Genomic DNA, 15,780 nt, shown 5'->3' with positions numbered 1-15,780 from the left:
TTTTCGATCGATGAAGAAAAAGAATATCAGACTTATTTAAGAAAGAAGCTTGAAGATGAAAATAAATAAGAGAGTTTTTTATGCTTTGTCTTCTTTTTTGATTTTTGGATATTCTGTTTTATCTCCCTTTAATTCAGTTTTTGCTCAGGGTTCTACTCCTCAGATTCCTGATTTTCGTATTACTAAGAAACTACTATTACAGTACGACAAGTCTTCTGTTGATGTAAGTACTCTTTTTTATTCATATTTCTTCACTAGAAAAGATGTCGAGTGGACTTATTCTTGTGGTCGATTTATTTCTCGAGCTGATGCTGAGAAGTCTTATAAGAAAGCTGTTTACGGTAATGGTGATTGGATTGTTCTTAATCATTATTATGGTGGTAATGGCCATGATGAGCGTTATGTTCGTCTTTATTGGACTGAATCCAAAGCTCCGAAACAGATTCTTCGTTATGATGAATATTACGGATATCATTTTTCTGAGTCTGGTTTTAAACTCATTAACTTGATTATGTCTTCTTCTAATTCTTTTAAGGTTACTTGTTCTGCTTCTTTGGTACAAGATAGTACTCCTTTGGTCCTTTCTGCTTCTTATTCAAAACCACCAGGTCTTATTGAAACTTTCTTGTCTACTCCTGATTATGAACTAAGCTCTATTCTTAAAGATCGTAATATTAGACTTCCTAAGTCTTTACAAGATGAGATTTTACCTGATTTTGAATATGATGTTGTTGATAAGAAAATTTCAATAAAACATTTAAAAGACCGTGATCGGATAACTCTTGACGCTTTTTCTGATTACACTAAGGGTGGTTGGCGTTTGGTCGATAATACTTATCAATTGGTCTTTACTGTACAGAAACGTCGCGGTGGCGATGTTGTCCATCAACGAGTTATTAATCCTGGTGATAGTTTCTCTGTTGATTTGCCTAGTTATGATGAATATACTATTTCTGCTGGTTATTCTGCTAGGGCTTGTTATTCTTATGGTGAAGGCTCTGCGACTCCTGATTATTGTATAAATGCACTTCCGCAGGATAGTGAGTATGTAAAGTATAAGCAACGTTATATGTATATTAATATTGACGGTCAGAAGCATTCTGGCTCTACTGTCGATTCTGTCTGTCTTGAGGGTTTTTGTGATGAGAAGCGAGAGAAGCCGAAATATGAAGATTGTTCTCAGTATGACTATAATTTTAATGGTCTGAAAATACCTTCGTTTGGTAGTATTGCTTGTGCTATACGTAATTCCTTTGTTTGGTTTTTTACAGATTTTATTTTTAGTATAATTTTTCCAAAAATTGAAGATCTCCAATCGCTATGGAATGATTTATTGAATACTATTATTGATCGATTAGGTTTTTTGGCCTTGCCGTTTACTTTTATAAAAGGTGTCTTTACTACCGTTGAAGCTATGAACTCTAATAATAGTACTTGTGCTGTTTCACTTACTATTTTTGGCTCCACTGCTAACCTTGAGATGTGTAGATGGCGATATCAATTACCTGCCGTTTGGTCATTTATGCAGATATTTCTTCAGGGTGGTATAGCTATTGGTTTTTTGTGGACTTGTTATAGGTTGGCTAATCGGTTCTTTGGTATTTATGTTGAGGATTATGAAGAGGAAGATCACGAAACTCAGTCTGTGCGTTGGCTTGATGAACGCACTGGAGAGCACGGTGATTGGGAGGAGAGAAGGAAGGATTAGTTTATGATAGTAATGTTTATTTTATCGTTTATCGTCGTTATCATTAAGTTTATTCTATCTCTTGTCCTTATTCCTGCTGCCCCACTAGTTTTTCTTAATGCTATCAATAATGTTGTTCCTTACTTTGCTTTTCCGATCGTTGTTCTGAGAAATTATATAGGTGATACGTTCTTCGCTACAATGCTCGTTATGATTGTTACTAGTATTACTGTCTTTATAGCAATACGTCCTGTTCTTTGGTTTTATAACAAAGTGAGGGGTCATTAATGCCTAATATTTTATCATTTGTTTCTAAGTCTTTGTCTTTCGATAAAGAAGCTATTAGAGAAAATAAACGTAATCTTAAGGATCCGGATTACTTTCGTCCCTCAGGTATTCAGACCTTTTTCGGTGAACAAGGCGACGGTAAGACTATAACTCTAATTCATTTTTATAAGAAAATTGCAAAACGTTATCCGAAAGCTATTGTTGTTTCTAACATCATATTAAAAGATCGTACCGCCCTTAAGTTTGATGGATCTTTGGATAGATTAAAGTCTATTCTCTCTCGTGAGATCGATACTGTTTCTAGCTATATCTATTATTCTTCTTTAGAAGAATACGCTCTTGTCAATCAGTGTGTACGTAATGGCAAATATGGCGTAATAATAATTACTGATGAATATCAGAATTATTTTTCCAATCAAGATTCCCGTAATGTTCCGCCTTGGGTCATTCATCAAGCGGCCCAGAATCGTAAACAGAAACGGATCCACCTCGTTACTTCTCAAGATTACGATCAGTTAGTTAAGGCTGTGCGTCGTCGATCGGATATTGCTTTTAAATGCAAGTCTTTCGCTCTTCCATTCGGCTTGTCTGCTGGCCCTATTTTTACGGTTTATTGGGCGTTTATCGCCAAGAAGCTGGAGTTTGATAACAATGGCAAGCGTGTTGATGGATCGCGTCCTCTTAAAATGGGATTCTTCTTCCAGTCGCAAGCGTTGCGCGATTCATACGATACCAATCAGGTCGTCTTTACTGGCTCTCAGGCTGACGGCGTCTATCTTGCCTCACAACCCACTGTCACGATAAAGAAACTTGCTGTTCCCCTTAGAAGGAGAAAGGGGGTGTTTTCCAGGTAGAAGCGACTCTCTGATCGGCGCGAAAAGTTACGCTTTTCGCGTCCGGGCGGCGTCTATAGGTTCCCGCCCGTAGGGCTACTTGATAACCCAACACTTAACAAGCGTTTATAGAGGTAAACAACACATAAAAAATAACATATTGGGGGTATGTTTTTATGAATCAATCTTTAACTGTAATTGAACACATTACAAAGGAATACCCTAATAATATGTATAAAGTCACTATTTTTAACAATCCCTTAGTTATTCCACGACCCAGATTGGGTCATAAGCCTAACAGGAATTCGGATCAACCGTCGGATAAAGCTATTGAAGAGTCACTTCGCCGTACCCGTACTACTATTTTCGATTATGCTTTATCTAATAATTTTTCCTATTTTGTTACTTTTACTTTCAATCCTAAGAAGGTCGATAGGTACTCTATAGAATCTACATCTAATATTATGAAGTACTGGCTCAATCGTCAGAAGAAGCACTCTCCTAATTTTGCATACGTGATTGTTCCCGAATTCCATAAAGACGGTGCTATCCACTTTCACGCTTTGATTCGTGATTATAATGCCGAATTGAAGTCTACTAATGTTTTTCAGAATGGTAAACGCGTCTATAACCTTACAGGTTTTACTGCTGGTTTTACTAACGCTCAGAAGCTCGATGATGATCAAACTAAGGCCGCAGCGTATCTTACTAAGTATATTACTAAGGATATGATCAATCGATTCAATAAACGTCGCTACTGGGCCTCTAAGAATCTATACAAGCCTGTAAAGCGTTATGAATCATTATCTGAATTAGGTTTGGATTCGTATATTTTTGATGACAATTTAGTCTTCTCTTCTGATAAGTATGATATATCTGTTTATCAGTTTAAACGTGATTCAGCTATTGACTCTATTTATGATCTATTGATCGATAGAGATGTACCTACTTCGTCATCTGTTATTCCTGTTAGCGTCAGACTTCGTCAAGCATCATTACCTACAATATTCAAACAGACTCGCCCTCTTCCGCCTTAATTTTTTGTTTTTAGATAGTCTTCTATAATTTTCTTTATCTCTATAGTTTTATTGTAGATTCCTACTGTACAGAATGAAGCTATTATCATAATTATCATACATAAGAATACGATGAATATTACTATTATAGTTTCTAGCGGTAATTGTGTTAGATCCATTTTTTTCCTTTTTATTTAGTTTTATCTATAGGTGCATTATATAACATAAATTGGAGGGTAGAAAGTGTTTTTTATGAAGATATCTGAAGCTTTTAAGCTTTATATTTGCGATTATGTATTAAGGGCTGGTAAGTCTATTAATACTGAATCTAGTTATTTAAATATCAGTAAGTCCTTGGTCTCATTCTTTGGAGATGTAGATATTGAAAGTTTATCTTTTTCGGATTTTAGAGATTGGCATAACTTTGTTTCATCTCGATGGAGATCTAATACCGTTCGTAATGCTATCTCTTGCATTCGTATGGTTTTAAAGATGGCCGCAAGGAGAGGATTTGATGTTATGGATTATGAAGAATTAGTTGTTCCTAAGCGCGAGAAGTACATTATTCAATACTTATTACCAGAGGAGATTGAGGATTTTATTTCTGTTGCCTCTCGTCAATGTAGAGGATATGGATCTATGAATCGATTGCGCAACATTGCAATATTGCGTTTGTTGGCCGCATCGGGTATTCGTGTTTCTGAGTTAGTATCCTTGAATCGCAATAGTATTCGTCATCGTAAATTTACGGTTATTGGAAAGAGTAAGAACCCTCGTGTCGTTTTTATTGATGAAGCTACTGAAGACGCTATAAATAATTATTTAGCTTGTCGCACTGATGACAACTCTGCCCTCTTTATTTCTCATCAAGGCGCTCGATCTCGTCTTACTACTGGTGGCGTTCGTCGTATATTTGAATCTATTTGCGATAATTCAGACTTTATTAATGTAACCCCTCATACTATTCGCCATTCGTTTGCTACAATGCTTTTAGATAAAGGTATTGAATTATGCTATATTTCGGATTTGCTGGGTCATCAGAGTCTAGATACAACACGTATTTATACACATTATACTAATACAAAATTACAACATATTTATGATTCAGTTATGACTTAAATGTGTTATTATATATGTAGTTAGTAACTTTTACAGAGTATTCCATTGACGTTGAAGAGGTGAGAGGTTCGAATCCTCTATTGCCCACCAGATACGACACATAAGCCTCGTCGATAGTAGACGGGGCTTTTTATAAATAGAATTAGTTAATGCAACGAAAAATAATCAAGCCTACATGTTTTCCGTGTGTACCTTGACTTTATTCAATAAGTATGTTAGAATTTAAAGCATGAGTAAGCATGACTCACCTCGTTTAGACACAAAAAAGCCACAACATTGTTCTTTATTGAGCAAGGCAAAAATTCACTACGAATATAACAAGAAAATCAACGAAGAAAGATCTATACTTAATTAAGTTTCCAGACCCACAGAGAAATCGCCTCTATAATGAGGCGATTTTTATTTTACACAGCACTTTTCCACTGGATTTTTTTATAGTTGTATGTCAATATATTGATATGATATGCATAAAATGTTTTCACGAAAAAACCCACGTAACAAATTCTCGTCAAAATAAAAAATACCCAATAACCTGGCGTAGACATATGTGCGACCAATGCGGTTATTCTTTTACAACCTACGAAAAGCCTGCGATTTCCCTCGTTGTCACATCACAAGATGGCAAGAAAAATAATTTTTCTATAGGAAAACTAATACTTAGCATTGCACGAAGTTTTAATCATAACGAAAAATTAGCAGGCTCATATAGCTACGACTTGGCCAATACTATACAAGATAAGTTGATACTTTTACAAAACAAACCCACTATATCATCACAACACATCGCCGAAATAACCCACTTAACATTACAGAATTTCGACCAAATAGCCGCACTGCAATACGCAGCACAACATGATCTTATTACTCCCCAGAGGAAAAAGCGTCGCGGTCGTCCCTCTTTTTCTTATTCTGAGCACGGCTCTGATCATTCATCTCTACAGTAGTCTTCTCTGTCACGTCAAACTTATCAAGATATTTACCAAACAAAAGATGAGTCTGGGCATTATACGAGGCCATTGAACTGTATACTATAGCAATTACAGGCATCAGAGCCCATTGCAGGACCATTAATACATTCCTACTCTTTTTATATCTTTCTGGGCGCGGAGGCAGAAGTTTAAATGATACGAAAATTGAAACCAGAATACCCACCATAGCTATCTGTTGTATTAAGCTAACCGTATCCGGCAGTTGATGTGCGGCAACACTACGAGCAGCCTCACCATTCAGCACAAGCGGCGCCCACCCGCCAAAAGCAACAATTAGGGCAATACAAGCCTGTGTTACATGTCCATCTAACAACCTTATAAACCTGGCTAGACTAGGCCAAAATTTTACTGTTCTATTTTTACTGAATACGTTATTGCCAACGTATGCCACATCTGAAGCCCCGTAGCTCCAACGACGCAACTGAACAAACTGAGCCTTCAGTGTCTTTTTATATCCATTAGACAATACCGCATCCTGATAAATTGGTACAAAAATTGGAACAACCTCATAATTACCATCGAAATAGAAATAGCTCCTCCAATACTGATGACCATCTTCAACAATTGTTCGCGTACTCCAAAAGTTCATCTCAACGAGAGCATTCATTGGTTGCGAATGTGACGCAAAGTTACGCAAAGAATATGGGCGCATGGAGCTAATAATATTCCAGAATGAGTTCCCTGTTGCCACTACTCGCATCGGTGCAGGAACATCCCATATATTATTAGTAAACAAACATATTGGCTGAAACGATAAGTGCTTTCTATCTTCGTGAACAATATATTCGTACGTCACATAGTCAAAGTAATACTTATGCGGCTTATTATCACAGTCCATCGTTGTAACAATAACATCAGAAAAGGCTATTTCTTCCTGTTGTAAATATTGCTCCAGCCACTTGCCTGCATACGTGATGTTTCCGCCCTTACCAACTACCTCATTTGGTAGGTCTTTCGGATGTTTTACAATATGGAAAGAATGAAAGTACTTGCCGTATTTCTTTTTCAGTATTTTAGCTGTTGTATCAATATCAACACCACCACGCTCTTCGTATGCAAAAACCACAATCAGACGCTTCTTATCATATGTTGTATCTAAAACTGATTTGAGAGCAGGCTCAATCACCTCTATACTCTCGTTATACGCAGGCATAATAAGAGCATTGTAAATATTACTCGGTTTAGGATAGTACCCATCTTCCGCAGCAGACATAAATCTTAGCCTGTCTACATGTTGTTGATATAACAACTCCTTAGATTGGTTATCTCTCAGTCTAGAGTATGCTTCTTTCGGATCTTCCAAATCAGACAATCGACCATTCCAGTCGACTCTCGACGCTTTTTCCATATTACTATAACCACTAATTACCCTATAGCTAATTGCTATGGCTTTCACAAACGCGGCTAGGATTATAGACAGTAAATAAATTGACGCCAGAACAGGACTTAAAATAGACAAAATAACCAAAAGAATAATAGCTCCGTAGCTCAATATCCCAGGAAGCATCTCAAGAAAACGATATTTTTTTGTTCGTTTACCAAGTGGGATTTCAATGTCCATATATTATCCTATCGATGCAATTTTAATTATAGAATAGGCTAAAATAGCTAAAATAGCTAAAATACCCAACGTCAACCATAAAATAAATATAGCCAAGCTTCGTTTCTCTAGTGAAATTAACTTGACACTTAGTGCAGAGTGACCAAAAACTATCATAAACGCCAAAGCAAAATAGCTAAATAGACTAGACCAGTGGCTCCTATAAAAATTCGCATCACCATACGTAGTGTAGCGCGTAATAACCTGAGCCTCGCTATGTTTTATTGATGATCCTAAAAATATAGATATAACAATAGCAACAACAACGTTAACGATCAAAAGAGTTGCCACAGTCCTGTCGCTAAAAACAATTTTTATCGATTTCTTTATAGTGTCTTTCATAAAATGGAGCCGTTGACTGGGCTTGAACCAGCGACCTGCTCGTTACGAATGAGCTGCTCTACCAGCTGAGCTACAACGGCAAACTCCTTAGGAAATTATAGCAAAAATAGGAGTTTTTTCAAACTAGAACGACTATTTATCAATTGAAATGAAATATTTTACTTTATTGTTATTTTTTAAGTAGTTAAACTGGTTATTAAATTCAGTCAATGGAACTTTTACATAAGAGTAATTTACGGTGTTGCCTTCAATATTATTAAGCGTCACAAAGTAATATCCGTCACCTGAAAGAGTCTTTATAGGACCTGAAATTTTACCCTTTGTTAATGACATGGCTGCTTTCGTTAGACCTCCGTCAGAATTATCCGTAGAGACGGACAGATCAAATACCGGCTGCACTTTGTCGCCCATTTCCGTAGCAATATCCTTTAAGGATTTACCCTCTTGCAGCCTCTTCTTAATGTCAGACACTAGATTATTAGCTGTTTTATCAATCTTAAAAGACACTTCCTGCTTTAACAAAGTATATTTCATAGCAGTTTTTAGCTCATCCATTGACCAATGAAGATTGTCTTTCACTACAGACTCATAAGCGGACTGCGATAGCTTGCTAGATTCCTGCTGTTTTTTGATAAGATCTTGAACCTTTTTATCATCTACCGTAATATTATTTTCTCTCGCAAGTTTTTTGGCATATGCTACCTCCAATGCCTTATTTATAGACTGGTTTTGATAGAACTTAACTTTGTCCTTTTGATCTGCTTGCCCCTGAGACTGCAATACTGCCAACGAACTACGATGATACAGAAGATAATCACTATACTCAGCATTTTCTCCGTCAATATTAGCAACAGGAAGAGGTAAAATCTTAGTTATCCTATATGCGATATCACTCGTATCTTTCCAGACGTATAACTGTGCCCAACCAAGAGCAATGAAAACAATCAGAATAACAACACTAACGAGCATCGTTATCCATACCAATCGACGTTTGGTATATTGGATGGGATATTTATGCTTACGACCAGCCGCCAAGACTTTCTCGCGGTGCTGAGCTACTGTATCGTTTGTAATCCTCTTAGGTAGCTCCTTTGGCTGTTTTTTATCTTTACGGTTCAATAGATTCTTCATTGATATCCTCCTTCTTTGTCGAAATTTCCACTGCGTCTTGTAGTTTATTATAGATCTTATCTGGATGTTCTACGTTTTTTATAACAAGATCTCCAACAAAAGTTTGAATAACTATTGTACCAAACTTAAACATTTCTCCACTAAACCCCGGGATACTATAACTAATATTCTGAATTTTTGACAATTTCAGCTCAATGACGTCTTTGCCGAAAAATCCATGTTGAGTAATCTGACGGATTCTCTGATCAGTAACAATATAGTAAGTATAAAACCACATTAGAAAATGATAGAAAAAGAGCATCAAGCCAAAAATAAATCCACCAACAAATACCCATAAAAGATTCAAATTATCTTGCCAAATTAAAAAAGGCAATGAACCAAGCGTCATTGATCCGAGAAGCAGATAAAATCCTTTTCTCATAGCAATTATATGACGACGAAACACAAACAGCAGTCGCTCTCCGTCACGCTGCCCATCAAATTGCTTATCTTTAATTTGCTCTGTCATATATATGGTACCCCGGGCAGGAGTCGAACCTACAACCTTATCCTTAGGACGGATCTGCTCTATCCAGTTGAGCTACCGAGGCATACAACCATTATACCACGGTAGCTCTCAGGAAAGACTAGCTTAGCGAGTAAACTTTTCACTTAATGTGTGATAATTTACCAATTCTTCCGGCTTGAACCAGTGCTCGATCTCACGAACAGCCTCATCTGAATCGCCGGATGCGTGAATCAAATTTGGAACTCCCTTTTGGCACTCATCTGCATAGCCAAAACTAATGTGTGAGTAATCACCGCGAATTGTTCCCATGTCAGCTGACTTAGGTTCTGTTGGACCAACAATCTTCCTAACAACAGCAACAGCTTCAACGCCCTCTAGTACCATTGCTATGACCGGACCATCCATCATCATATCTAATGTTATATTCAAAGTTCCCTCACCTCGACGAGTAGCCAATTTACCAATGTCTTCGTAATGAGCATAGTAATGGTCTCTGGATGGTGATGTCATTTTTACACCAACTATTTTCAAGCCAACTCGCTCAAAACGTTGTAAAATTTCCCCAACTATACCTCGTTGAACTGCGTCAGGCTTAAAGACAATCAATGTCCTTTCAACACCACAGTAGTTTTTTTCGCTTTCTGCCATAGATACTCCTCTGCTTATTATTTTCTAATATAGTAACAGAAATAAATAATTTGATAAACATATTCATTAGCGATAGAATAAATATTATGTTTATGTCAGAAGCTTTAACTGATTTCTTAGAGCACCTAGAGGTTGAAGGTGGGCGTAGTCAAAAAACCATCATAAATTATCAACTATATCTGGAGAGATTCATTGATTTTGCTGGCGATATAAATGTTGATAAAATTACATCAGAACTAATACGTCAGTATCGCCTCTGGTTAAACCGTTATAAAAATGACAACACCGGCGAAGAGCTGTCTTTAATTACCCAAAGTTATCATCTTATTGCACTGCGAGGTCTATTAACCTACCTTTCTCGTCGTAATATCAAAAGCCTAGCAGCCGACAGAATTATATTACCCAAAGTAGTCCGTAAACAAGTGACTTTTTTACAATATGACGAGATTTTACGTATGATCGATCAAATACCAACCGATACAGAATCTGGACTGAGAGATCGAGCAATCGTTGAGTTGCTATTTTCCAGCGGACTGCGTGTTTCAGAATTGGTCAATTTAAACCGAGATCATATAAACCTAAAGAGGCGCGAATTTATGGTGCGAGGAAAAGGACAAAAGGATCGCCCTGTTTTTATTTCAAAAAGTGCTGCCGAGCACATATCGGCATACCTGGAAACTAGAACAGATAATCTACCCGCTCTATTTTTAAGCTATAGCAAACGCCACGCAACTCCCAACACCTCCGGAGACTATCGTAGGTTAAGCGCGCGCAGCATTCAGAGAATGGTTGGTCAATATGCTAGATTAGCTGGTATCACAAAACATGTAAGCCCACACACTATGCGCCATAGCTTTGCCACCGACCTACTTATGAACGGTGCAGACTTGCGTTCAGTCCAATCAATGCTGGGACATAGCAATATATCAACAACACAGGTATATACGCATGTTACCGACCAACACCTGAAAGATATTCACGACCGATTCCATAGCGATACAGAAGCTTAGCTTATGGCTTACATCGACCTGCGGTAGCAGATCCGCCGCCAGATACAGAGAAATCTTTACATAAACTATTCTTTAATTCAACCGCATTATTAGGATATGCGAAATCATCTCCTATTTGCAATCGAGCTTCAACTCTTCTAAACAAATCACTTGCTCGCCCCGTGGAATCGACAATTGGCTGAACTCCATCAAAATTGACAATTGTTCCGTCGGTTTTTTGAAGAGAAATCTTCACGCTACCACCTTTATATATAGGCAATAACCTTAAGAGTGCTGTTTCGCTACCAGCTGGAATCTCATCAACATCAATCACCGCTTTACACGAATATTCGCCAGAAAACTTGAATGTCTTACTGCAAGAAACCACACTTGTTCCATTATTATGTTCATTCCCGTCAGTTGCGCGTGGATGGTCAGAAATCTTACCAGAAACAGCAGTACCATTCTGACTTGCTACGTCTGACCTTAAAACGTTCGGTCGTAAGAAAGAAGTGACACCAGTTGAATCTAAAGCCGCTAAATTAAAGGTGGATCCTGGATTAATAAGCTGCACGCGCATCAATTGTGGCGAATTAGCATTCCAGCTGTTTTTTACCGGCAAATCTCCAGAAGTGGATATTTCAGTGTTGGCGGCGTTGGCGCCATTCAAATTACTCTCATCATCGCGCCTATACCATTCGATAGATATCTTGTTGAATGAACCAGTTGCGCGTAGTGGCACAATTTGAGATTTTTCCTCAATAGACTTATATATAAAATCTTGAGATTTCATAGTGATTTTTACACAAGTATACGCTTGATCAAATTTTTTACCCGCATCTGTACCAGTTTTAATAATAGTTTCACCAGAAGAGCTACCTCCAACAACACCAGATGCCGCGACCATATTACAATTAATTGGACCATTCAGCACTCCCGCCGCTTGAATATTGCCCGTCTGGGCGGCACGAACCGCACGCTTAGCGTCCTCAACCCCAGCCAAAGCCGCGTCATAAGCACTCTGCGACAGATCATTATTCGAGGACTGTCGCTGATCCATAATCATCAACTTGATAAACCCAATAGTAACAATAGTCAGCAACATCGCGCCAAATATGACCGCAAAAAGAGATACAGCACCTGATTGTCGCGCATTTTTACCCATTTGTCCTCACAATCATCTCAAATTTATTTATAGCACAGAACTCAAAATTGCTATCATCTTCAGTCGGAGCTTTACAGGAAGAATTCCTTATTTCACTCATCTTGCTCGTCCCTAATGTAAAAGTCAATTTATACAGCGCCTCCCTTGAATCATCTGAGGTAACCTTTTCTAACGTAACTTCGTGCACGCCAATTGAGCCATCGCCGCTATTGATAGCCCTGAGCAAATTGGATGATTTTGCAAGATCGACGGTTTCTGGATATTTGCCAGAAGCATCTTTTTTACATAATCCGCTATCCGCATCAACTACACGCACCAAATTCACTGGATTACCATTAACCTTAAACAGACTATTTCCGCCCAACAGGCTAGGATCATCCAAATACTTCGGATTATTCCACACGTAAGAATGAGAGCCAAGGCAAAGTCGACCAGTTGACCAATTGCTATTATTCGGCACCCTCAATCCCGTACTGTCAATCTTTTCAGCATTCGCCTGAAGAAAATCACGTCGAATAGTATCTGAAATATCTCGCCCCGCTTGATTAACATCACGAAGCACAATACCTCTGCTATACATTTTTCCCGCTTGAATACCCACCATCGCAATCGACAACAAAAGAACGGAAATAAAACTCATGGCGAGCATCAATTCGATAAGTGTAAATCCTTTTTTATAGCCCCGAATCATACAACCTCACAATCGTACCAATAGTCGCCGGCATTTTGCTACCAACAGGCATCCAGCACGCTTTTATGTACGCATCATATTTGTTACTATCCCTGCTTCCAGTGACCGTACTCGGCTTAACCAATCTAACTGATATTCCATACGTTTTTTTAGTATCGCTATCAACCCGCGCGTATGTTTCTGCCGCTTTATAATCTCCAGGATTGTTCAATATACTAATCTTCGAAGCGAGCGAAGGCGTCGCAGCCAAAGCAAACTCTTTCGTAGAAAAATCATCAGGACATTTTTCAACACCCAAGTTTCCTTCATTGTCATTAACAGCAGAAACGCTCACCGAATTATTGTCTACCAATTTCTTCCAAGTATCATTTTTCATATCGTGAGCATATCTTATCATTTCAGCCTGAGCGTCAACCTGTTGACGAACCAACGTCGTCTCTAAAGAATACTGAGCAATAGCCATCCCGCGGTTCATGGTTTCTAATGCAATAACGGCGACTAGGCTAAAAATGGTTACTCCAAGTAACACTTCGACAAGTGTGTCACCTCTGTTAAACTTACGCATCAGCGCAACCTCCTGTCGCATTACCCATAACTACAGCATCAGCAGAACCTGCGTGTGATCGTAGAAAAATAGATAATCTCTCCCCCGGTAGCCAGCCGTCATCATAAACACAAATTTCCCTCTGTTGACGCTGCTCGCCAGCAGATTGCACAACTCCAGCACTATTTTTATTATTGACGAAATCAGTCAAATTGTCACCGAATCGACTCGTGTCAGTTCTAATATCCAACTGCCCCGTATCTGGATGGCGGTACATCAAAATAGAAATATACGCATTATCCTTAGCTTGGTTAGAGAACCTAGTTTTTGCTTGCCAATTAACAATATATTTATCAGACTCAGCGCCCCGCCTATAAGTCCACGCGCTACCCTTATCTGATCTATAGGCATAAACTGGATAAGTTTTGTACAGATTGCCGTTCGTCGAACCCAGAGAACCTTCAGTAGCAATATAGCGACCGACAATCACGCAATCGGATTGTCCACGTAGAGTTTCAGCTCGACCATCAGAGCCCTCAATTGGGCAAGTACCCTTAGATCGCTCATTCTCAACATTAACCACCTTCGAGTACTCATTTCGCAAAAAACCAGCATAAGACTGCACTGAATCGCGATATTGCTGACGATTAATTGACATACTTACGCCAACCATCAGCATAGAGGTCAGCAAACCAGAAATAGCCACAAACAAAATCACTTCAATTATAGTAAAACCTTTTTGTTTATTGCCCATCACTTCTCCATTATAACATAAGCGCTTTTTACTTAGACAATAAGAAAGCCCCACTCTAAAATTTGTCGGCTAAAGAACCAAGCGAGCAAAAAACCTACAATAAGTAGTGGGCCAAAGCAAATTCGTGAAGTTGCTTGCAATTTTCCTCGCATCATTGATGGCAAGACAAGAAGCGTGCCGATAAGATTTGCGATAAACAACGCAGCAAACGCCAAAAGCCAGTTTACTAAGAACAAACCCAATCCAAGTCCAAGCTTAACATCACCAAAACCGATCCAAGTTTTATCTTCCCCGTAACGATATTTCGAGAATAAATATAGCACCATATATATTCCGCTCAGAATCGCAATCGACCCAAATAACGTCATCAAGCTTTTTGAGAAATCGCCAGCTAGACACACCTTTATTCCCGCAAAAATAGCGCCAAGAATGATAAACGGAATATTAATCACGTCTGGAAGAAGTAGCCATCTGAGGTCATAGACAAATAAAATCGCCAGCAGCACCAAACTTGCCAACCATAAGACCAGCAACGCGACTTGCCAGATATCCGTCAATGATCCAGGCCAAAAAGCCACGGATGCAACGAATAATCCAGCCATCACTAGTTCTAGCAAGATTTCCGTCCAACCGATAAATGCTTTGCAATATCTGCACCGTCCCAATCCAGCAACCCAACTTACCACAGGAATCAAATCGTACCACTTAAGCTCATGTCCGCAAGATAAACAGTGAGATCTATCTTTGGAAATTTTTTTTATCAATGGAGACAATTTCTTTAATTCTTTTTGGTCAACTTTTTCTCCAGCTTTTTTATCTTCCATCAATTGACGAGCCCGCAAGCGCCAAATTTGCGCTCCGGCGAAACTACCTAAAATAGCCCCTAAAAATCCCACTAGTACAAACTTAATCATACTTCTTATGGTAACAAAAAACCATAAAAAAATCAGCCCCATACCGAGGCTGATTCGTAATTTATCTATGGATTATACATCCTGGCAATACAATTGCTTTTGAGAACCGTTGTTCTCCAGTAGAACTACGACTGCTGCATTGCGTGAAGATCCGTTTTGCAAAGTTATGTTTGCTGGATCGTCAGCAGATGGAGCTGGCGTGCTTGTAGGACATTTTTTGCCGCGCATAACCTTAATTTCATTACCGGCAACCGACATTGATGATCCAGTCGCAGCAACCTTCAGCTCTGAATCTTTATCATACTGATCAAGCTTATCGACATACTTGCGTAGAGATTCTTCATTAAACGTGCCGCCGTTACGATTAGCTGAATTCCAATTGGTAATAGCTGCAGCAACCGTTGAAGCGTCGTTCTTCCTTGACTGGTCACGCTGACTGCGCCGCAAAGCTGGCAATGCGATAAATACCATCGCAAAGATAAGTCCAGCAATAGCCAAGACTAGAACAACCTCGATGATTGTAAATCCTTTTTTATTATCTTTTTTTGTCATTAGATTTCCC

At 38.6% G+C, this 15,780-nt stretch carries 17 protein-coding genes and 3 tRNA genes; 7 read left to right on the top strand and 13 right to left on the bottom strand.

Features of this window, described 5'->3' with window-relative positions; translation table 11 throughout:
• Positions 1-55 precede the first annotated feature (55 nt).
• The 6 genes from LRM41_RS00350 (at position 56) to LRM41_RS04065 (ending at position 5,887) form a co-directional block, all read left to right on the top strand.
• The gene (locus LRM41_RS00350) at positions 56-1,708 is read left to right on the top strand and encodes a hypothetical protein (protein WP_243818993.1); all 1,653 of its coding nucleotides are present in this window, start codon (positions 56-58) and stop codon (positions 1,706-1,708) included.
• A 266-nt stretch (positions 1,709-1,974) separates the two neighbouring features.
• Positions 1,975-2,829 (top strand): hypothetical protein, encoded by an 855-nt coding sequence (locus LRM41_RS00345; RefSeq protein WP_243818992.1) that lies wholly within the window; start codon positions 1,975-1,977, stop codon positions 2,827-2,829.
• A gap of 155 nt (positions 2,830-2,984) precedes the next feature.
• Complete coding sequence (locus LRM41_RS00340) at positions 2,985-3,845, top strand: rolling circle replication-associated protein (RefSeq protein WP_488192358.1); 861 nt, start codon at positions 2,985-2,987, stop codon at positions 3,843-3,845.
• Positions 3,846-4,076: 231 nt separating this feature from the next.
• The gene (locus LRM41_RS00335; protein ID WP_243818991.1) at positions 4,077-4,943 is read left to right on the top strand and encodes a tyrosine-type recombinase/integrase; all 867 of its coding nucleotides are present in this window, start codon (positions 4,077-4,079) and stop codon (positions 4,941-4,943) included.
• A 2-nt stretch (positions 4,944-4,945) separates the two neighbouring features.
• Positions 4,946-5,033, top strand: a tRNA-Val gene (locus LRM41_RS00330).
• Positions 5,034-5,401: 368 nt separating this feature from the next.
• Positions 5,402-5,887: an NrdR family transcriptional regulator gene (locus LRM41_RS04065; RefSeq protein WP_488192356.1), complete on the top strand. Its 486-nt coding sequence runs from the start codon at positions 5,402-5,404 to the stop codon at positions 5,885-5,887.
• Here the strand turns inward: LRM41_RS04065 and LRM41_RS00325 are convergent.
• The 7 genes from LRM41_RS00325 to LRM41_RS00295 all read right to left on the bottom strand — a co-directional run bounded on the left by LRM41_RS00325 (position 5,805) and on the right by LRM41_RS00295 (position 10,161).
• The gene (locus tag LRM41_RS00325; protein WP_243818990.1) at positions 5,805-7,493 is read right to left on the bottom strand and encodes a glycosyltransferase family 2 protein; all 1,689 of its coding nucleotides are present in this window, start codon (positions 7,491-7,493) and stop codon (positions 5,805-5,807) included. The genes LRM41_RS04065 and LRM41_RS00325 overlap by 83 nt on opposite strands.
• Positions 7,494-7,496: 3 nt before the next feature.
• Positions 7,497-7,874: a hypothetical protein gene (locus LRM41_RS00320; protein ID WP_178143152.1), complete on the bottom strand. Its 378-nt coding sequence runs from the start codon at positions 7,872-7,874 to the stop codon at positions 7,497-7,499.
• A gap of 4 nt (positions 7,875-7,878) precedes the next feature.
• A tRNA-Thr gene (locus LRM41_RS00315) sits at positions 7,879-7,954 on the bottom strand.
• Between the two features lie 52 nt (positions 7,955-8,006).
• Entirely contained in the window at positions 8,007-9,005 is a 999-nt protein-coding gene (locus tag LRM41_RS00310) for a SurA N-terminal domain-containing protein (protein ID WP_243818989.1), read from the bottom strand.
• Positions 8,983-9,513, bottom strand: coding sequence for a PH domain-containing protein (locus tag LRM41_RS00305; protein ID WP_146554927.1), 531 nt, complete (start codon positions 9,511-9,513; stop codon positions 8,983-8,985). Before LRM41_RS00305 ends, LRM41_RS00310 begins: the two co-directional genes overlap by 23 nt.
• 5 nt (positions 9,514-9,518) lie before the next feature.
• Positions 9,519-9,595: transfer RNA gene (locus tag LRM41_RS00300), tRNA-Arg, on the bottom strand.
• A gap of 41 nt (positions 9,596-9,636) precedes the next feature.
• A complete protein-coding gene (locus LRM41_RS00295) occupies positions 9,637-10,161 on the bottom strand; it encodes a nucleoside-diphosphate kinase (protein WP_146423680.1) in 525 nt (174 codons plus the stop codon).
• 86 nt (positions 10,162-10,247) lie between these two features.
• Here LRM41_RS00295 and xerA point away from each other — a divergent pair, with 86 nt between their 5' ends.
• Complete coding sequence (gene xerA / locus LRM41_RS00290; RefSeq protein WP_243818988.1) at positions 10,248-11,171, top strand: site-specific tyrosine recombinase/integron integrase; 924 nt, start codon at positions 10,248-10,250, stop codon at positions 11,169-11,171.
• Between the two features lies 1 nt (position 11,172).
• On the opposite strand, the gene LRM41_RS00285 is transcribed toward xerA, so the two are convergent.
• From LRM41_RS00285 to LRM41_RS00260, 6 genes are all read right to left on the bottom strand, one after another.
• Positions 11,173-12,315, bottom strand: a complete 1,143-nt coding sequence (locus LRM41_RS00285) for a hypothetical protein (protein WP_243818987.1) — start codon at positions 12,313-12,315, stop codon at positions 11,173-11,175.
• A complete protein-coding gene (locus tag LRM41_RS00280) occupies positions 12,308-13,006 on the bottom strand; it encodes a PilW family protein (protein ID WP_243818986.1) in 699 nt (232 codons plus the stop codon). Before LRM41_RS00280 ends, LRM41_RS00285 begins: the two co-directional genes overlap by 8 nt.
• Entirely contained in the window at positions 12,990-13,571 is a 582-nt protein-coding gene (locus tag LRM41_RS00275; RefSeq protein ID WP_243818985.1) for a type II secretion system protein, read from the bottom strand. The genes LRM41_RS00280 and LRM41_RS00275 overlap by 17 nt, the downstream gene beginning before the upstream one ends.
• Positions 13,564-14,304 carry a type II secretion system protein gene (locus tag LRM41_RS00270; RefSeq protein ID WP_243818984.1) on the bottom strand — a complete coding sequence of 247 codons (741 nt, stop codon included), beginning with the start codon at positions 14,302-14,304 and terminating at the stop codon, positions 13,564-13,566. The genes LRM41_RS00275 and LRM41_RS00270 overlap by 8 nt, the downstream gene beginning before the upstream one ends.
• A gap of 32 nt (positions 14,305-14,336) precedes the next feature.
• Positions 14,337-15,218 carry a prepilin peptidase gene (locus LRM41_RS00265; protein WP_243818983.1) on the bottom strand — a complete coding sequence of 294 codons (882 nt, stop codon included), beginning with the start codon at positions 15,216-15,218 and terminating at the stop codon, positions 14,337-14,339.
• 72 nt (positions 15,219-15,290) lie between these two features.
• Positions 15,291-15,770: a type II secretion system protein gene (locus LRM41_RS00260; RefSeq protein WP_243818982.1), complete on the bottom strand. Its 480-nt coding sequence runs from the start codon at positions 15,768-15,770 to the stop codon at positions 15,291-15,293.
• Between the last annotated feature and the right edge of the window lie 10 nt (positions 15,771-15,780).

Origin of the sequence: Candidatus Nanosynbacter sp. TM7-087, from assembly GCF_022828365.1 — a bacterium.
Classification (GTDB): Bacteria; Patescibacteriota; Saccharimonadia; order Saccharimonadales; family Saccharimonadaceae; genus Nanosynbacter.
The sequence above is the reverse complement of the archived record's forward strand: the minus strand, read 5'-3'. Positions and strand labels throughout refer to the sequence as shown.